Consider the following 17,773-nt stretch of genomic DNA (forward strand, 5'->3'; position numbering starts at 1 on the left):
GCCGACGACCTGGTGCCCGCGTGGATGGCCCGATTGGTGCGACGGATCGACGGAGCCACCATCGAGGACCTGCTTCCGCGGCCGGCCCTGAGTGCTCCGCAGGTGGCACGGCGCAGCGCGGTGCTGATGCTCTTCGCGGACGGGCCGGCCGGGCCCGATCTCCTTCTCACCGAGCGGGCCGGCACCCTGCGATCGCACGCCGGACAACCGGCTTTCCCGGGCGGCAAGCAGGACGGGGACGAGGACGCGGTGACCACCGCGCTCCGGGAGGGAGCCGAGGAGACGGGGCTGGATCCGGCGACCGTGCTGCCCGTCGCGTTGCTCCCGGAACTCTTCCTGGGGGTCACCGGATTCCTGGTCGCCCCGGTCCTGGCGTACTGGCCTTCACCCGGCCCGGTGGCCCCCGTCGATCCGGGCGAGACCACCGCTGTCGCCCGGGTACCGGTGTCGGAGCTGGCTGATCCGGCCCGACGCGGACGGGTCCGGCATCCGAGCGGGTATGTCGGCCCGGCCTTCGAGGTGGCCGGGCTGGTCGTCTGGGGCTTCACCGCGGGCCTGGTCGAGGCACTCCTGGATCTCGGTGGCTGGGCGGTGCCGTGGGATCAGGAGCGCTACATCGACCTGCCGGAATCGGGTGGGAAACTGACCGATCCCGAGGCCGGGCACCTGGGAGACAACGAACCCACTGACGAAACGTCTGTCACCACGTGACCTTCGTCGACGCCCTGGTGATCGCGCTCCTGCTCGGGGCCGCGTGGTCGGGATACCGGCGCGGGTTCATCAATGCCTCGATCGGTCTGATCGGCGCGATCGGCGGTGCCGTCATCGGGATCAAGATCGCCCCCGTGCTGATGAGCCACATCAGTGACAGCGCGGCCAAGGTCGCGGCCGGCGTCGCGTGCGTCGTCCTCGGCATCGGCATCGGCGAGATCGCCGGTGCCGCTCTCGGCCGCGCGCTCTCCGAGCGGGTCACCTGGCGGCCGGCGATGGCCCTCGACCGCGGATTGGGGCTGGTCGGGAACACGCTGGCCGTCCTGGTGGTCGCCTGGATGATCGCCCTGCCGCTCGGGTCGGTGCCGTTCCCCTGGCTGGCGTCGGCGGTCCGGTCGTCGGCGGTGCTGGGTGCGGTCGACAAGGTGATGCCCGACGGCGCCCGCAACATCTCCACCCGCATGCGGCAGTTGTTCGACGAGTCCGGGTTCCCGGCCATCCTCGACCCGCTGACCCCCACCCCGGACGTGCAGGTCGGCGTGCCGGACTCGACGCTCGGGTCCTCCGCCGTGCTGAAGAAGGCCGGACAGTCGGTGCTCAAGGTCCGCGGCGCCGCCCCGTCCTGCTCGCGCCGGATCGAAGGCTCCGGTTTCGTCATCGCTCCGGGGAAGCTGCTGACCAACGCGCACGTGGTCGCCGGAACCGACAAGGTCACGGTGGAGGAGGGCACCAAGACGCTCGATGCGACGGTGGTCGTCTACGACCCGAACCGTGACCTCGCGGTGCTCGACGTGCCCGGCATGACCAGGAAGGCGCTGGTCTTCGACCGGACACCGGCGAAGGCCCCGGATTCGGCGGCCCCGGCCGGCTATCCGCTGGACGGCCCGTTCACCATCACTCCGGGCCGGATCCGCAGCCGGATCACGCTCAGCGGTCCGAACATCTATTCGTCGGCCACCGTGACCCGCGACGTGTACACGCTGCGCGCCAATGTGCGCGCCGGCAACTCGGGCGGACCACTGCTCGCCGCCGACGGCACCGTCCTCGGCGTGGTGTTCGGCGCCGCCATCGACAAGCCGGACATCGGCTTCGCACTCACCACGGCCGAGGTGGCGCCGGTCGTCGCCCGGGGCCTGGTCGACGACACCCCGGCGGCCACCGGCGCCTGCACGGCCGACTAGTGACCGGCTGCGTCAGACCGACGAGCTCAAGAACGCAGCGATCCGGGCGTTTACGATGCCGGGCGCTTCCTCGGCCGGGTAGTGGCCGACTCCCGGAATGACCTCGAAGGTGTAGGCACCGGCGCACTGGTCCTTCGTGCCGCGAAGCGCGGCGGCCGGGGTGAACCGGTCGCCCTCGCCGACCAGATGCAGCACCGGAGCGGTCAGCGGGCGGGCCAGCGCCTCGCGGTGCCGGTGACCGTCAGAGCGATACGGCGACCGGGCGACCCACCGCAATGGTTCGATCGCGCCGCGCGCGGCGCCGGGCGTCACGATGGCCCGCCTCATCCCGGCGATGGTCCGGGTGAAGTCCGTGGAGGCGGCCCACGCCGGCCCGGCGTGCGAGCGGACGATCCGTTCCAGCAGCGATCCACCCGAGGCGGCCAGCCGCCGGTCGGGTGCGATCGGCAGCGCGGCGAAGGTCAGCAGGCGCCCGTACGGGTCGGTCCGGACGGGACGGCGCAGCCGCGCCATCCGACCGGGGTGCGGGGCACTGATGGCGACGACCGATCGAACCAGGTCCGGGTACATGATCGCGGTGTTGAACGCGAGCACGCCGCCGTAACCCTGACCGACGAGGATCGCCTCCCGCTCGCCCAGGGCGCGGATCATCCCCGCGACGTCGGCGGCCAGCGTGAACGCGTCATATCCGCGCGGTGGTTTGTCGGAATCCCCGGCGCCGCGCAGGTCCGCGGCGACGGCGTGATGTCCGGCTTCGGCCAGGTCCGGCAGTTGGTGACGCCAGTTCGTCCAGATTCCGCCGAAGCCGTGCAGCATCAGCACCAACGGGCCGGTGCCGGCCGAGACCAGATGGAACCGAATGCCGTTGGCGCTGACCGACCGGTGGGCCAGGGCGGCCGAGTTGTTGGTGACGGATGCCGCGGTCACCGGCGGAAGTGGAGGTCGAGACGGAGCCCTGGCCAGATCGACCGGATCGCCCGGGTTCACCGCGCGGCGGGCGGCTCGGAATGCTTGGCCGCCGACTTCAGCGTCGAGGCGGTCTCGGACAGGGTCGAGATGGTGCGCTCGGGCTTCTTGACCTTCTTGACCTTCTTGATGCCGAGGAAGGCCAGCAACCCCACCATCGCCAGCATGGCACCGAACACGATGGTGAAAGCGGCCCACCGCGGCAGCCAGATGTCCAGGATCTCGCCGATCATGAACCAGAAGAAGAACAGGCTGAACAACCCGATCACACCGGCCACGATGAAGAAAACGGCACCGGTCAGAGCGGTCTTGACCGAGGCGGCGACCTCCAACTTGGCCAGTTCGATCTCGGCCCGGACCAGCGTCGACATCTGCACCGTGGCGTCTTTGACGAGGGCTCCGATGGACGCGCTCGTGTCGACATCGGGCTCGGCGACCAACCCGATCGCCGGACGGCCGGTGTTCCCGCCGTAGTTGACGGGCGGCTGCGGGGTGCCTGACATGGTCACGTCCCTCTCTCAAAGGTTCCTGCTGCTCGTTCTGGGACACCGGCACATGGCCGGCCGATGCATCGGGTGGAGCTGACCGCCGCACTGCGGGCTCGAGGGTTCATCGTGCCATGTCGCGCGGCCGTCTCGGTCCTTCGCCCCACGGCGCCGGGCCGAGGATCGGTGCCGCCCCGGGCGGTTGGTGTTCGGGGCTCAGCTCACGCCGATGGCGATCCGTGGGTGACCGCCGGGCTTGAGCCATTGCATGATCTTGACCAGGGTTCCCTGATCGATGGAAACGCAACCGGCCGTCGGGCCGCCGTCGGTGACGTGCAGGAAGAAGGCGCTGCCACCGCCGGGCACGCCGGCGGTGTTGACGTTCATCACGACGGCGTAGTTGTAGTACGGGACCTCGTAGTACAGGTGCTCGCTGCTGCCGCCGGGGGAGGACGAGCTCCGGACGTGCCGGTTGTACGTGGGCGAATCCGGGTTCTCGTCCCACCAATCGAGCGGGTCGGTCCGGAAGTAGGACAGGCCCGTCCCGGGGTTGGAGCTACGGCCGAAGGCCTGGGTCAGGGTCCAGGTGCCGGCTGGGGTGCGCGAGCTGTACTCGCTGGGGGCGCCGACGCCGTCCTGGCCCAGATGGGCGGTGACGGGCCCGAACTTCCTGGCCCACGACCCGTTGGTCTGCTTCTGCCAGGCGATCAGGGTGGCCGTGGTGGAGTACCGCGATGAAGCGCTGACGGTGATGATCTGCGTCGCATTGCCCACTGTCACCGGGATGCTGGCCTTCGGCGCGGTGGTCGACGCCTGGACGGGGGCGGGGGTGGTCGTCGGCTTGGGGGTGGCCGTCGGCTTGGGGGTGGTCCTGACGGTGGGCTTCGGCGCCACCGACGTTGTTCGGGCGGGCGGCCGCGGCGCCGTCGACGCGGCAACCGGTTTCGGGGTGGTCCGGGCGGTGACGACCGGCTTGGGCGAGGCCACGGGTGTCGGGGCGGCGGTGGACGACGTCGGCGCTGCGGCGCTGGACGTCGTCACCGTGGGCGTCGACGGAACGGCGGCGACGGCGGGCGCCGGTGTCGTCGCGTCGCGTGTGGTGGTCGGGGGAGCGACGGGGCGGGGGATCGCGGTCGATCGAACCACCGGCAGGCTGGACGAGCGGCTCGCCGCGGACGTGGACGCCGACCGGGTGGACGAGTTCGCGAAGCTCGTCGTCGGTGCCAGGTTCGGGACGAAGATCTGACTGGAGCCGGCCGCGAGGGTAGGGCCCGAGGGCGACACGGGGCTCGATGACGACACCGGCAGGGCCACGTCCGACGGACGGTTCTTCTCGGCCGAGCCGGACGGGACAGCGGCCGGCAGGACATAGATGGCGCCGACCACGGTGAGGACAGCGGTGACCGACAGCACCAGCTTCTTGATCACAGGCGTCACATTAATCCCACCAGCACCACCGACAACAGCCCGGATGAGTAATTGTCAACCCGACACGCTGAGACTTCACCTGTCCGGTTGACCGGACCGTGGGCGACTCGGGCACTCTCGCGAGCGGGGCGCGACCCCGCCCGCGAGTGCCGAGCAGTCGCGCTCAGGCGTCGCTCTTGCCGGTGGACAGGCCGGAGGTGATCAACCCCATGACGGCCGAGTCCTGCAAGGTCGTCACGTCACCCAGATCGCGGTTCTCGGCCACATCGCGCAGCAGTCGCCGCATGATCTTGCCCGAGCGGGTCTTGGGCAGCTCGGGGACGATCATGATCTGGCGCGGTCGCGCGATCGGCCCGATCTGGGTGGCCACGTGCTTCCGGAGTTCGGCGACGAGTGTTTCCCCGGCGGCCGGGCCGCCATCGGCCACGCGCGCGGTGGCGTCCCCACGGAGGATGACGAACGCCACGATGCCCTGCCCGGTCAGAGCGTCGTTGGCCCCGACCACCGCCGCCTCGGCCACGCTCGGGTGGGCGACCAGCGCGGACTCGACCTCGGTGGTCGAGATGCGGTGACCGGACACGTTCATCACGTCGTCGACCCGACCGAGCAGCCACAGGGCGCCGTCGGAGTCGTACTTCGCGCCGTCGCCGGCGAAGTAGTAGCCGTGGGAGGCGAACCGCGACCAGTACGTGTCCCGGTAGCGCTCGTCGTCACCCCAGATGGTGCGGAGCATGGCCGGCCACGGCTTCGCGATGACCAGGTAGCCGCCCTCACCGTGACCGACCGGGACGCCCTCGTCGTTGACGATCTGCGCGGCGATCCCGGGCAGGGCCCGCATTGCCGAGCCCGGTTTGGTGGCGGTGACACCGGGCAGCGGGGAGATCATCATCGCGCCGGTCTCGGTCTGCCACCAGGTGTCGACGATCGGGCAGCGATCGTGCCCGATGTGGGTTCGGTACCACATCCACGCCTCGGGGTTGATCGACTCACCCACGCTGCCGAGCACCCGCAGGGAATCGAGTTTGTACCGGGCCGGGATCTCGGCTCCCCACTTCATGAAGGTGCGGATGAGCGTGGGCGCCGTGTAGTAGATGGTGACCCCGTACTTGTCGATGATCTCCCAGTGCCGGCCCTCGTCGGGGGTGTTCGGCGTCCCTTCGTAGATCACCTCGGTGGCGCCGTTGGCGAGCGGACCGTAGACGTTGTAGGAGTGCCCGGTGACCCAGCCGATATCGGCGGTGCACCAGAACACGTCGGTCTCCGGCTTGAGATCGAACACCGCGTGGTGGGTGAACGCGACCTGGGTCAGGTAGCCGCCGGAGGTGTGCAGGATGCCCTTCGGCTTTCCGGTGGTGCCCGACGTGTAGAGGATGAACAGCGGCTGCTCGGCCGGGAACCCTTCCGGGACGTGCTCGGTCGACTGCTCGTCCACCAGGTCGTGCCACCAGATGTCCTTCTCGGTCCAGGCCACGTCCAGACCGGTGCGGTTGACCACCAGCACGTGCTCGACCGGTGAACCCTCGGTGGCCACCGCATCGTCGACGGCGGCCTTGAGCGGCACGGCCGACCCGCGTCGGTACTGCCCGTCGGACGTGATGACCAGGCGCGCGCTGGCGTCGGCGATACGAGTCCGCAGGGCCTCGGCGGAGAAACCGCCGAAGATGACGGAATGGGCCAGGCCGAGCCTCGCGCAGGCCAGCATCGAGAAGACCGCTTCCGGGATCATCGGCAGGTAGATCGCCACGCGGTCGCCGGCGTTCAGGCCCAGGGACAGAAGCGCGTTCGCCGTCTTGGACACCTCGTCCTTCAACTGCGAGTAGGTGATGGTCCGCGCGTCGCCCGGCTCCCCTTCCCAGTGGATGGCCACCTTGTCGCCGTTCCCGGCTTCGACGTGGCGATCCGCGCAGTTGTAGGCCACGTTCAACTTGCCGTCCGCGAACCAGGTCGCGTGGGGGGCGTCCGAGAAGTCGAGCACCTGCGTGAACGGGGTGGACCAGGAGAGGCGACGGGCCTGCTCGGCCCACCACGCCTCGGGGTCGGCCTCGGCCCGTTCGTAGGCGTCGGCCGTGAGGTTCGCGGCGGCGGCGAATTCGGCGCTGGGCGGGAAGGTCCGGTCCTCGGCCAGCAGATTGGACAAGGCGGCTTCGGGTGCCTGTTCGTTCATCGGGTGTCTCCCTGTTCGACAGCGGTGTCGGCTGGTGCGGTGTGCGCCTGGCCCGATATGACGCGACGACTGCGTCGCGCGACGCGGCCCAGGTCGGCCCGGTGGCCCTGCCTCGCGACGCACGGACGCCAACGAGCCACCTTCCCACCAGCAAACTATCGGGGAGCCCGGACAGTGCCCGGGGCGGGGTGGTCAGTTCGCGCCACCGGCTCCGTCTCGTCGCGGGAGGCACGGCGCGGCGTGGTCGCGGCCTGGGGAGCAGACCCCGGCGACCTGACTACCGTGAGCGGGTGACCTCGACGCCCTGGCCTGATCTGTTGGCGCTGCCCGGCGTGCCGGAGGCGGTGTCCAGGGCCCGCACGGCCATCGAGCAGGTTCACCGTCATCCGGCCAACCGACGAGGGTGGCCCCGGACCTCGGCGGCGGCGTCGGTCCGCGCGGCCCGGGCCTCGGCGATGCTGGATGGCGGGTCCGGCGAGATCGACCCGGCCGCGGCGTCGGTGAGCGATCCGGTCCTGGCCGGTGCCCTTCGGGTGGCCGCAGCCATCGGCGGCCTGGTCCCGGTCTGGGAACGGGCGCCGCTGCAAGCGCTGGCTCGCCTGCACACCCTGGCCGCCGCCGATCTGAGCCACCCTGACCTCCTGGGACGGCCGGCCCCCGACCGGCCGGACCTCGCCGCACGTCTGTCCGCGCTGGCTCAGACGGTGCTGGCGGCGCCCTGGCCGGCTCCGGTGATGGTGGCGGTGGTGCACGGCGAAATCCTCGACCTACGGCCCTTCGGAACGGCCGACGGAGTGGTGGCCCGAGCTGCCGCCCGGCTGACGCTGATCAGTTCGGGACTCGACCCGCACGGCCTCACGACGCCCGAAGTCGGGCACCTCCGTGTGGGTTCGGTCTATCCCGAGTCGGCGGCCGCATTCGCCGACGGATCCGGGGTGGCCGCGTGGATCGTGCATGTCAGCGCTGCCCTGGAAGCCGGGGCGCGGGAGGGCACCTCCATCGCCGAGGCGGCGAACTGACGTCGCGACGGACGAAGCTCAGGGGCGGTCGGGCCGTTTCCGCGGCCTTCGCGGAGGAGGGTCGGGACCCGACAGATCGAGGTGTGTCGATGTATGCGCGTGCATCGAGACCGGGTGTCACGGGGGTGAAGCGCATCACCGTGCTCAAACGCCTCAACGAAGCCAGGGCCGAAAGATGGAAAGTGCATGACCCGTACGAGTGAGGCCTTTCGATCTGTTGACAATGGGCGCTTCAACCGGCCGGCCTTACCGCTCAGACAGCTGAGGACGTCCGCCGATGCGATTCTCTCGGTGAACGCGCGGACACCCATCGTGATGTGTCCCAGGCTGATTCGCGGGCGTGGGGCCGCCGGGGAGCAGGAGGACCGGAAAACAAAGACGGCACTCCATCCGAGGATGAAGTGCCGTCTTTACCCGGGCTGGCCGGCTACCAGGCTTCACCACGTTCGTCGTTGAACGGACTGCGCGAGTTTCGCGGAAAGCCCTGGCGACGTGCCCTTCGCGGCTCATAGCGGTGAGTGAGTACCGGGGTCCAGGTGCGGAGCTCCGAGGCGGGTGAACTGTGGTTTCTCCTCCACCACAGTCCCTGGCCGCTCCGGGGGTCCGTGAGTCATTGGTACCGCTGATCCGGCTCCTGGGCAACAGCTAACGGCCACCCCAACCACCGGACCGATTCAGTGATTCGCCCAAACGGGTTCATTTCTTGGGTGAGCCATGGGAATACCCAAAAACGGCCGAGCTCCGACGTGACGGCTTGGTCGTCGCGGTCTACAGTGGGCTAGTCGGTTTCCACCCCCCCGGGAGCCGACCACCGGGTTCAGCTCAACCCCCCGGAGCTGAACCCCCGCGGCCCCCGCCCTCCCCCCTGGCGGGGGCCGCCCCTAACTGATCACAGATGCCGGATCGCCCGCGAGGGCGGCCCGGCATCTGTCGTCTCCGGGCTCGCGCGCAGGCCCTCGACGCGAACGCACGATTGACCGTAACCGGGCGCCCCTCGTGGTCGCCGGAGACGTTGTCCCCATACCGCCGAGCCATCCACATTTCCGCTTCGCTGCTGTCCCCGCCGTCGTCGCGCACGGTCCACTTGATGCGTGGCGCCGAGCCACCGGCACAAGGTCGGACAGGCGACCGGCGCCGGCTCGCGCGGACTGCTGGGAGGCGGTATGGACACACGGCCGTTGATCGTCACCGGGGACGAACTGATGCTCGACGACCTGCTGCGGGTGGCCGCCGCGGCCGGGGTCGAGGTGGCCCATCACGGCGAGGTCGGCGCGGGGTCGGCCTGGAGGTCGGCCCCCATCGTGTTGCTGGACGACGAGCTGGTGTCCGACGCGCTCGATGCGCGTCTGGCGATGCGCCGGGGCGTGGTGGCGGTCGGACGGCAGGAACCGGACGCAGGCGTGCTCAAGCAGTGCCTCCAGCTCGGTGTCGAACGCACCGCGACGCTCGGCGCCGACGACGCCGCGCTGATCGACCTCCTGGCCGGGACCCTCGCCGGTGGCCCCGGCGACGGCCCGACGGTCGCCGTGGTGCCCGCCTGCGGAGGGGCCGGAGCGTCCGTCTTCGCGTCGGCGCTCGCGGCCATGGCGGGCCGAGCCGGGCGGTCGGTCATCCTGGCCGACTGCGATCCCTGGGGCTCCGGGCTCGACGTGCTGCTCGGCATCGAGGACCAGCCCGGAATCCGATGGGACGAGCTCGCCGCACCGGCGGGCCGCCTTCCGCCCGACGCGTTGCACGATGCACTCCCCAAGGCACCCTTCGGTCGTGGTCGCATCCGCGTGCTGTGCCAGGGTCGGACCCCGGGCCACGCCATCACCGAAGCAGTGGTGGACGCCGTCATGGAGGCCGGACGGCGCTCGGGCGACCTCACCGTCTTCGATCTGCCGCGCCATCCGACGGTGGCCGCCGATCGCGTGCTGGAGCAGGCGGACCGTGTGGTCCTGGTCACCACCGCCGACGTGCGCGGCTGCTACGCCGCGGCCCGGACCGCCGACCGGCTGACCGCGCTCGGGGTGCAGCCGGAGCTGGTCGTTCGGGGTCCGTCACCGGGCGGGATCGGCGCCGAGGACATCGGCGACGTCCTCGGCCTGCCGGTACTGGCCCGGATGCGTCCCCAGCCGTCCCTGGCCCGTGACCTGGAGAAGGGGAAACCCCCGGGAGCCGACAGCCGCGGCCCGCTGGCCCGTGCGGCGCGCTCGGTCCTGGCGCAACTGCCGACGGCCGTCGGATGACGGCCATGTCGGGTCCGCCGCTGAGTGAGGCGCTGATCGAGAGCGTGCAGCGTCGGTTGGCTGATGACCGCGCCGAGCCGACCGGTGCCGCGCTGGCCCGCGCTGTCCGGGCCGAGGCGTCGGTGCTGGTCACGGACGCGGAGATGCTTCGATTGATCCGGGCCCTGCAGCGGGAGCTGGTCGGCGCCGGGCCGCTGGCCGAACTGCTGGCCGATCCGGCGACGACCGACGTGGTGGTGAATTCTCCGGACGACGTACGGGTCGACCGTGGCGCCGGATGGGAGCGGACCGGCATCGTGTTCGCCGACGAGGCGGCCGTGTCCCGCCTGGCCCGTCGTCTCGCGTCGGCGGCCGGGCAGCGGCTGGACGACTCGCAGCCGTTCGTCGACGGCCGGCTGCCCGACGGCACGCGCCTGCACGCGGCCATCGCGCCGGTAGCGGCGTCCGGAAGTTGCCTGTCGCTGCGGGTGTTGCGGCCCATCCGTCACGATCTGGCCGCGCTGGCCGCGGTCGGCACGTTGCGCGGCGTGGCCGAGGCCACCGTTCGGGCGGTACTGGCCGCGCGGCTGGCGTTCCTGGTCTCCGGTGGCACCGGGTCCGGCAAGACCACCCTGCTCGCGGCCATGCTGGCGGCCGTCGAGCCTGGCGAGCGCCTGGTCACGGTGGAGGACGCCGAGGAACTGCGTCCGCCCCATCCGCATCTGGTGCGGTTGGTGGCGCGGGCGGCCAATGTGGAAGGGGCCGGGGCGGTGCCACTGCGACACCTCGTCCGCCAGGCGCTGCGCATGCGACCGGATCGCATCGTCATCGGGGAGGTCAGGGGCCCGGAGGTCGTCGACCTGTTGGCTGCGCTGAACACCGGCCACGACGGCGGCTCCGGGACCGTGCACGCCAACGCGGCGGCTGACGTCCCGGCCCGGCTCGAGGCGTTGGCCGCGCCGGCCGGATTGACCCGGGAGGCGCTGCACGCGCAGCTCGGCAGCGCCGTGCAGGTGGTGCTGCACATGGGACGCCCGGACGGTCGGCGTGTCCTGGCCGAGATCGCCGTGCTGATCCGGGGTGCGGACGGCTGGGTCACGGCCGTGCCGGCGGTGATCGACGGACAGCCGTCAGGAGATGGGGCGGCGCTGCTCAGGGATGTGCTGGCGTCCCGGGGAGTCGGCGTCCCGTGGTGAGCGCCGTTGCTCTCGCCCTGGCGCTGTGGTTGTGGCCGGCATCGGGAGTGCGGTCGAAGCCCGCCCGGGCGATCGCCCGGACGCGCCGACCGGTCGCCTTGCGCCGGGGGCGGGTGCTGTTCGGCGCGGTGATCCTCGGCGTCGGCACCGGAGCGGTGGTCGGCCCGGTGGTCGGGACGGCCACGGCGTTGCTGTCGGCGACCCTCGGCTTGCTGGCCGCCGCTGAACTGCGCCGGCGCCGGGTTCGGGTCGAGGTCGCCGCGCTGTTGGCCGCGCTGCGGACGCTGGCCCGTGAGGTGCGAGCCGGTGCACAGCCGGTGGCGGCCATCGCCGCGACCGCGACAAGCCATCGTGACGCCGGCCCTGCACTCCACACGCTGACCACCGCGGTGACGTCGGGTCGGTTGCCGGTCGGTGCGCAGTCGCCGCCGGCCGGTCCGGATGTCGTGTCCGCGACCGCCGAGCGGTTGGTCGTGGGCTGGGCGCTGTCGGCCCGTCACGGAGTTCCGTGGGCGACGTTGATCGACGCGACGGTGGCCGATCTGGCCGACCGGGTCCGGACCGACACCGCACGGGCGGCCCAGGTGGCCGGACCCAGGGTGTCGGGCTACGTGCTGGCCGTGCTCCCCGCGCTCGGACTGCTGCTGGGAGCGGGCATGGGGGCCGACCCGGTCCACGTCCTGCTGGACACCGCCGTCGGCAACTTGCTGCTACTTCTCGGCTCGACCCTGACCTGCGCGGGACTGGCCTGGACGGCACGGATCGTCCGAACATGAACGGTGCGCAGTCGGCGGCGATCTGCCTCACCGGTCTCGGGTTCTTGGTCATCCCCGGGCCACTGCCGTTCGGCAGCGCGCCCAGATTGGGTCGCACCGGGTGGTCGCCGCGCAGCCGCCGCGCGGTCGTGGTCGGGATCGGTGTGCTCGCGGCGAGCGTGGTGACCGCATGGTGGCCTTGGTGGATCGCGCTGATCCTGGCTCTGGCGGCGGGGGCCGTGAGTCTCCAGGCGCCGGAACGACGCAGCCCCGCCCGGCGGACCGGCGACCGGCAGCGGCTCGCGGTCCACGCCGATCTGTTGGCCGCGTGTCTGGAGTCCGGGATGGCGATCGGCGCGGCGCTGAAAGCGATCTCGTCCGTCCTGCGCGCGCTCGACGAGCCGGACCCTGACGATCCGCTGCTGGTGCTCGATTCGGTGTCAGCCTTGCTGGCGCTCGGGGCCGACCCGGAGCGGGCGTGGGACGCGGCCGACGCGCACCCCGACCTGGTCGGCCTGGCGGCGGCCGCCCGTCGGTCGGCAGCGGGCGGAACGACGTTCGCCGATGCCGTCCGAGAACACGCCGCCATTTTGCGACGGGCGGTCGGGGACGCGGCCGAGAGGTCGGCCGGCCGGGCCGGCGTGGCCATGACGGCGCCGCTCGGGCTGTGCTTCCTACCGGCGTTTCTCTGCCTCGGGCTGGCCCCGGTCGTGGTCGGTCTGCTCGGCTCGCTGCACCTGTTCTGACCGGGGCCGACGCGCCTGTTCCGGGCCCGAGGTCAGCTTTGCCACCACTGCCGCAGCGGCACCGCAGCGGCACCGTGTTCACCCAACTTCACTCCGAGCACTTGGTGCAGCTGGATGTTGTTGCGCTCGAAGCCCAGACGCGACCCGGCCATGTACAGGCCCCAGACCTTGGCGGTTGGCAAGCCGACCTCGGCGACACAGGCGTCCCAGTCCCGTTCCAGGTTCGCGCACCAGCCGCGGAGGGTCAGCGCGTAGTGCTCCCGCAGATTCTCGCTGTGCCGCACCTCGAATCCGGCGTCCTGCATCTCGGTGATGATGCGGCCCGAACCGGTCAGCTCCCCGTCCGGGAAGACGTACCGGTCGATGAACGCCTCGGTCTTGAACTGAGAGTTGTTCTCCGGCCGGGTGATGCAATGGTTCAGCAGACGCCCGCCGGGCCGGAGCACGGTTAGCAGCGATCGGAAGTAGGCCGGGTAGTTGGCCACCCCGATGTGCTCGGTCAACCCGATGGAGGACACCGCATCGAACCCGGACTCCTGCACGTCCCGGTAGTCCTGGAAGCGCACTTCGGCCAGATCCTGCAGACCTTCGGCCACGATGGCCCGCTGGGCCCACTCGGCCTGCTCGGCCGACAGCGTCACGCCCAGGGCCTTCACCCCGCGGCGGGCCGCGTACCGGACCATCGATCCCCACCCGCAACCGATGTCGAGCAGACGCTGCCCGGGCTGCAGGTCCAGCTTGTCGAACACGAGCCGGAACTTGTTCTCCTGGGCGGTTTCCAGGCTGGCGTCGGCGTTGGGGAACACCGCGCAGGTGTATGCCATCGACGGGCCGAGTACGTGCTCGTAGAACTCGTTGGAGACGTCGTAGTGCCGGTGGATCGCGTCGGCGTCACGGGCTTTGCTGTGCCGCAGACCGTGCAGTGTCCGCTTCCAGCGGGCGGGCGCCTCCTGCGGGGGTGGGGCAACCGGCTTCAGCGAACTCCATCCGAGACTCTTGGCCACCGAGGCGATGTCGAGCAGTCCGGGGCGCCGTAGGTGCAGCTCGTCGGACAGGGCCACCAACAGCGGGTAGGGGTTGGCCGGATGGATTCCGGTCAGCTCCAGGTCGCCGGCGATGTAGGCCCGGACCAGACCGAGGTCGCCGGGCGCGGTGAGCATGTAGTTCAGCCCACGCCGGCTGGCGATGTGGAAACCGAGCGGGGAGTCGAGGGGTCCGGTGCTGCTCCCGTCGTAGGCGGTCAGGTGGAACGGGAGCGGGGCGACGAGCACCTCGTCCGCGATGGCGGCCACCGTCATCGGGCCGGTACCACGCGGAGCCTGGCGTTCGCGACGGCCGGTGGAAGCCTTGAACGTGGTCATCGCCGTCCCACCGTCTTCTCGTACACGCCGAGCAATCGGGCGTCCGGGTCGTACCGGGCCTTCAGGGCGTCGTAGTAGGCGCCGCCGTACAACTCGGCAAAAGCTTCCGGCGTGTAGAAAGCGTCGGAGTACAACGACTTCCGGCCATCCATGGCGTTCACCTGGTCCTCGATAGATCTGTTCGTCGCACCTGCCACCGCACCGGGTTCGGTCGGGACGGCCGACCAGAATCCGACGTTCACGTAGATCTGCCCTGGATCGAGCGCATAGAGCGGCCACGCCCGGGCCGGAGCGCCGTCGACGGCCCGCGTGCGCAGCGGGCACAGCCAGATCGGCTCGATCGGAATGTGTTCCAGGAACCAGTCCAGGAACTCCGAGGTGCGGTCGACCGGGACCTCGATGTCCTGCACCACCCGCTCCATCGGCGGCCGTCCCGCTCGCTTCTCGATCCGATCGGCGATCCCGTACCGGCGGTCCAGCGCGACCAGCTTCCAGTAGAAGGAGCTGCGCCGCAGGCGTTTCGGCCACAGCCGGCGCACGACGCGCTGCTGCGCTCCGAAGGCCCGGGAGCACCAGAACCAGTCGGTGTCCCAGCGCCAGAGGTAGTCGTGGATCCTCAGCCGGTCGGTCTTGCGCTGCTGGATGGAGCGGTAGTAGATGCCCTGCCCCGTGTAGTCGCTCACCGGACCGGGCGCGTCGGTCTGGGTACCCAGCGTCAGGTAGCTCTCGGTCGCGGAGAACACAACGCCGTCAAGGTAGTCGACACGGACGCCGTTGTGCTCCCCGGCGTTGCTGATCCGGTCGATGGCGGCCTCGATAGCGGCCGTCGACTCGAAGCGCAGATGACGCAGGCTGACGTAGGGCTTCACCCGTTCCAGCTGGATCCGGACCCGCGTGGCGTACCCGAGGCTGCCGTAGGAGTTCGGAAAACCCAGGAACAGGTCGGCGTGCTCACCCTCGGGCCGGGCGGTGACGATCCGCCCGTCGCCGGTGAGGATGTCCATCTCCAGCACCGATTCGTGCACCAGGCCGTTGCGGAACGACGTCGACTCGATCCCGAGCCCGGTGACCGCGCCGCCGATGGTGATGGTCTTGAGCTGAGGTACGACCATCGGGCTCAGGCCGAAGGGGAGCGTGGCCGCGACCAGATCCTCGTAGGTACACATGCCGGCCACGTCGGCCGTCAGGGCGTCCACGTCGACGGACAGCACCCCGGTCAGCCCGGAGACGTCCAGGCCGGGCGCGGTGGTCCGGGCTCGCTCGCGGAACAGGTTGGAGGTCCGCTTGGCCAGCCGCACCGTCTGGGAGGGAGGCACCGCGCGGAAGCTCGCGAGCAGACGGTCCACCGCGGCCCGGTGGGCACCGGTTGTGTACTGCGGCGACGACGATCCCGGCGGATCGAGCGTCAGCGGCTCTTCCGACATGTTCCTGATGCTAACTGCGTGCCCCGACAGTCCGACAGGCGGTCGTCGTAGGTCCTCTGCCGGTGCCGACCGCCCGGCCTGCGCGCGCCGTTCAGGCTGGAGAATCCGCAGGTTGTCCACAGCACCTGAGTTGTCCACATTCTCGGCATCGCCATGGACTAGCCCGCCGTTCGCGGCCAACCTGGATTGATCCGGCACCGAGCCGGCAGGAGAGGGGAGTGGCTGTGGGGCAACGATTTCGACGCTGGTACGCCGGGCAATGGATCAGTCTCGAGGGAGTGGTGCACGCACCGGTCGAGCACGTGCCGGTCCAGCGCCGGCCGAATGACCAGCTGGTCGGTGCCACGTCGGGGCCGGCGGAGGTGGACATGCCCGACGCCGGCATGTCCACCGTCGAATATGCGGTCGGCACCGTGGTGGCGGCGGCGTTCGCGGCGGTGTTGTACAAGATCGTCACGGGCGGTTCGGTGGTGTCGGGGTTGACGAGTCTGATCAATTCCGCGCTGCACACGTCGCTGTGATCGCGGCCCGGTCCCGGTCGGGCGGTGGCCGGCCGGATGCGGTCTTGAGGCAGCGGGGCAGTGTGACCGTGGAGGCGGCGCTGGTGCTGGCGGTGCTGATGGTCGTGGTGGGGGCCGGTCTGGCCGGGATCGGGTGCGTGATTGCGCAGTTGCGGTGTGCCGATGCGGCGCGGGAGGCGGCTCGGCTGGTGGGTCGGGGTGATGCCGATGCCGCGGTGGCGGCGGTGGCCGCGATCGCTCCGTCGGGGGCCGTGCTCAGTGTGCGGGTGGGTGGGGATCTGGTGACGGCCACGGTGGTGGCGGGGGCGGTGAGTGGGTTGTTGCCGGGGGTGTCGGTGCGGGCCAGTGCGAGTGCGGCGCGGGAGGAGGGGGTCACGGGTGGGTGAGGATCGGGATGCGGGGGTGGCGACGGTGTTCGTCGCGTTGGTGGTCGGTGTGTTGTTGGTGGTGGCCGGGTTGGGGGTTCGGTTGGGTGGGGTGGTGGTCGCGCGGGAGCGGGCGGAGGCGGCGGCGGATCTGGGGGCGTTGGCCGGGGCGGCGCGGGTGCTGTGGGGTCAGGGGGTGGCGTGTGCGCGGGCGGGGTCGGTGGTGTCGGGCAATGGTGGGTTGATGGTGTCGTGTGTGGTGCAGGGTTTTGATGTGTTGGTGGAGGCGCGGGTGGGGACGTGGGGTGGGTCGGCGTCGGGGCGGGCTCGGGCCGGGCCGGGTGGGGACGGGGTGACGGGTCGGCTGGCGCGGGGACTCCCACCGACTCAGTCAGAACCCACGGGCAGCAGGGTGCTGCCGTCGCTCGCAGTGACGGACCTCAACTCTGGTTGCGGTCTGCAGCGTGTCGGTTGGTCGTCCGAGGGGCCGATCAACCTTCGGACTTCGGACGAACTGAGACTGGCCCGGACGATATGACACAAATGCCGACCAAAGGAGCAACAGGGAGTCGATCTTGTGGCTCAGGATGGGGGCAGCGCGCACCAACATGCCATCCGAGTCGACATCAGTGGCGCGTTCACCGTAAAGAGAAGAAGGAAACTATGGCGCACACCGCCTTGCTGCATGTCACCGCTAAACCCGGCCGCGGGTCGGAAGTCATCTCGTACTACCAGGCAACGCTGTCCGCTACCCGATCCCGACCGGGGCTCATCGGGCTCCGCGTCGTGCGCAATGTGGAGGACGTGAACAAGTTCCTGCTCATCGAGCAGTGGGATTCGAAGGCGGACCAAGCTGCCTACGCCGAATGGCGCTCCACCACCCCCGAGGTCATGGCCGCGTTCGGCGAGATGATCGACTCGTTCTCCCTCGATTGGTGGGATGAGGTCAACGCATAGGACAACCGTCTAGAGCAACCTCGTCCCGTCGAAGGCACCGTTGCCAGGAGCCTCCGTCGACCGCCGAGAGCCGTTGGCTGGACAACCGAATTTGCTGAGACCGTGCCATCGTCGAGACGCCAACCGGTCACGGCCAACCCAAATTCGCAGGTCCCACTCCCAGAGGACACCTTTCATGACGTTCGAGAGGTTGCTCCCGCGGTGCGGGAGTGGCCCAATCGGGCCCGGCACCAGCGTTCTATGCTCCTTCCTCGTACACTCACGACAATTCTGGCCGAGTAATT

Annotated in this window: 18 protein-coding genes; 12 read left to right on the forward strand and 6 right to left on the reverse strand. The window is 70.4% G+C overall.

The window, feature by feature from the left end; genetic code table 11:
• The first annotated feature begins 24 nt into the window (after nucleotides 1-24).
• A complete protein-coding gene (locus BLS97_RS11185) occupies nucleotides 25-711 on the forward strand; it encodes an NUDIX hydrolase (RefSeq protein ID WP_090481944.1) in 687 nt (228 codons plus the stop codon).
• Complete coding sequence (locus BLS97_RS11190) at nucleotides 708-1,892, forward strand: MarP family serine protease (RefSeq protein WP_090476036.1); 1,185 nt, start codon at nucleotides 708-710, stop codon at nucleotides 1,890-1,892. Before BLS97_RS11185 ends, BLS97_RS11190 begins: the two co-directional genes overlap by 4 nt.
• A 12-nt stretch (nucleotides 1,893-1,904) precedes the next feature.
• Here BLS97_RS11190 and BLS97_RS11195 read toward each other — a convergent pair whose 3' ends face one another.
• The 3 genes from BLS97_RS11195 to BLS97_RS11205 all read right to left on the reverse strand — a co-directional run bounded on the left by BLS97_RS11195 (nucleotide 1,905) and on the right by BLS97_RS11205 (nucleotide 4,117).
• Nucleotides 1,905-2,819 carry an alpha/beta fold hydrolase gene (locus tag BLS97_RS11195; RefSeq protein WP_090476037.1) on the reverse strand — a complete coding sequence of 305 codons (915 nt, stop codon included), beginning with the start codon at nucleotides 2,817-2,819 and terminating at the stop codon, nucleotides 1,905-1,907.
• A gap of 56 nt (nucleotides 2,820-2,875) precedes the next feature.
• Nucleotides 2,876-3,361, reverse strand: coding sequence for a phage holin family protein (locus BLS97_RS11200; RefSeq protein ID WP_090481947.1), 486 nt, complete (start codon nucleotides 3,359-3,361; stop codon nucleotides 2,876-2,878).
• 198 nt (nucleotides 3,362-3,559) lie between these two features.
• A complete protein-coding gene (locus tag BLS97_RS11205) occupies nucleotides 3,560-4,117 on the reverse strand; it encodes a L,D-transpeptidase family protein (protein WP_090476038.1) in 558 nt (185 codons plus the stop codon).
• On the opposite strand from BLS97_RS11205, the gene BLS97_RS11210 reads away from it, so the two are divergent.
• Nucleotides 4,110-4,589, forward strand: a complete 480-nt coding sequence (locus BLS97_RS11210; protein ID WP_157695358.1) for a hypothetical protein — start codon at nucleotides 4,110-4,112, stop codon at nucleotides 4,587-4,589. The genes BLS97_RS11205 and BLS97_RS11210 overlap by 8 nt on opposite strands.
• Before the next feature lie 345 nt (nucleotides 4,590-4,934).
• On the opposite strand, the gene acs is transcribed toward BLS97_RS11210, so the two are convergent.
• Complete coding sequence (gene acs, locus BLS97_RS11215; protein ID WP_090476040.1) at nucleotides 4,935-6,935, reverse strand: acetate--CoA ligase; 2,001 nt, start codon at nucleotides 6,933-6,935, stop codon at nucleotides 4,935-4,937.
• A 290-nt stretch (nucleotides 6,936-7,225) separates the two neighbouring features.
• Here acs and BLS97_RS11220 point away from each other — a divergent pair, with 290 nt between their 5' ends.
• From BLS97_RS11220 to BLS97_RS11240, 5 genes are all read left to right on the forward strand, one after another.
• Nucleotides 7,226-7,954 carry an oxidoreductase gene (locus tag BLS97_RS11220; protein ID WP_090476041.1) on the forward strand — a complete coding sequence of 243 codons (729 nt, stop codon included), beginning with the start codon at nucleotides 7,226-7,228 and terminating at the stop codon, nucleotides 7,952-7,954.
• Between the two features lie 1,163 nt (nucleotides 7,955-9,117).
• Nucleotides 9,118-10,185: a septum site-determining protein Ssd gene (ssd, locus tag BLS97_RS11225; protein ID WP_157695359.1), complete on the forward strand. Its 1,068-nt coding sequence runs from the start codon at nucleotides 9,118-9,120 to the stop codon at nucleotides 10,183-10,185.
• A 5-nt stretch (nucleotides 10,186-10,190) separates the two neighbouring features.
• Complete coding sequence (locus BLS97_RS11230; protein ID WP_197676128.1) at nucleotides 10,191-11,360, forward strand: TadA family conjugal transfer-associated ATPase; 1,170 nt, start codon at nucleotides 10,191-10,193, stop codon at nucleotides 11,358-11,360.
• Entirely contained in the window at nucleotides 11,357-12,136 is a 780-nt protein-coding gene (locus BLS97_RS11235; protein WP_157695360.1) for a hypothetical protein, read from the forward strand. The genes BLS97_RS11230 and BLS97_RS11235 overlap by 4 nt, the downstream gene beginning before the upstream one ends.
• Entirely contained in the window at nucleotides 12,133-12,861 is a 729-nt protein-coding gene (locus BLS97_RS11240; RefSeq protein ID WP_090476045.1) for a type II secretion system F family protein, read from the forward strand. Before BLS97_RS11235 ends, BLS97_RS11240 begins: the two co-directional genes overlap by 4 nt.
• A gap of 32 nt (nucleotides 12,862-12,893) precedes the next feature.
• Here BLS97_RS11240 and BLS97_RS11245 read toward each other — a convergent pair whose 3' ends face one another.
• Together BLS97_RS11245 and BLS97_RS11250 are read right to left on the reverse strand one after the other, a co-directional pair.
• Nucleotides 12,894-14,222 carry a class I SAM-dependent methyltransferase gene (locus BLS97_RS11245; RefSeq protein ID WP_090476046.1) on the reverse strand — a complete coding sequence of 443 codons (1,329 nt, stop codon included), beginning with the start codon at nucleotides 14,220-14,222 and terminating at the stop codon, nucleotides 12,894-12,896.
• On the reverse strand, nucleotides 14,219-15,646 hold the full coding sequence (locus BLS97_RS11250; RefSeq protein ID WP_090476047.1) for an FAD-binding oxidoreductase: 1,428 nt from the start codon (nucleotides 15,644-15,646) through the stop codon (nucleotides 14,219-14,221). The genes BLS97_RS11245 and BLS97_RS11250 overlap by 4 nt, the downstream gene beginning before the upstream one ends.
• 368 nt (nucleotides 15,647-16,014) lie before the next feature.
• Between BLS97_RS11250 and BLS97_RS24490 the strand changes: the two genes are divergently transcribed.
• The 4 genes from BLS97_RS24490 to BLS97_RS11270 all read left to right on the forward strand — a co-directional run bounded on the left by BLS97_RS24490 (nucleotide 16,015) and on the right by BLS97_RS11270 (nucleotide 17,489).
• Complete coding sequence (locus tag BLS97_RS24490; RefSeq protein WP_090481951.1) at nucleotides 16,015-16,167, forward strand: DUF4244 domain-containing protein; 153 nt, start codon at nucleotides 16,015-16,017, stop codon at nucleotides 16,165-16,167.
• A 62-nt stretch (nucleotides 16,168-16,229) separates the two neighbouring features.
• On the forward strand, nucleotides 16,230-16,553 hold the full coding sequence (locus BLS97_RS11260) for a TadE family type IV pilus minor pilin (RefSeq protein ID WP_157695361.1): 324 nt from the start codon (nucleotides 16,230-16,232) through the stop codon (nucleotides 16,551-16,553).
• On the forward strand, nucleotides 16,546-17,070 hold the full coding sequence (locus BLS97_RS11265; RefSeq protein WP_197676129.1) for an Rv3654c family TadE-like protein: 525 nt from the start codon (nucleotides 16,546-16,548) through the stop codon (nucleotides 17,068-17,070). The genes BLS97_RS11260 and BLS97_RS11265 overlap by 8 nt, the downstream gene beginning before the upstream one ends.
• 125 nt (nucleotides 17,071-17,195) lie before the next feature.
• On the forward strand, nucleotides 17,196-17,489 hold the full coding sequence (locus BLS97_RS11270; protein ID WP_157695362.1) for a putative quinol monooxygenase: 294 nt from the start codon (nucleotides 17,196-17,198) through the stop codon (nucleotides 17,487-17,489).
• Nucleotides 17,490-17,773 lie beyond the last annotated feature (284 nt).

It is taken from the genome of Nakamurella panacisegetis (assembly GCF_900104535.1).
GTDB lineage: Bacteria > Actinomycetota > Actinomycetes > Mycobacteriales > Nakamurellaceae > Nakamurella > Nakamurella panacisegetis.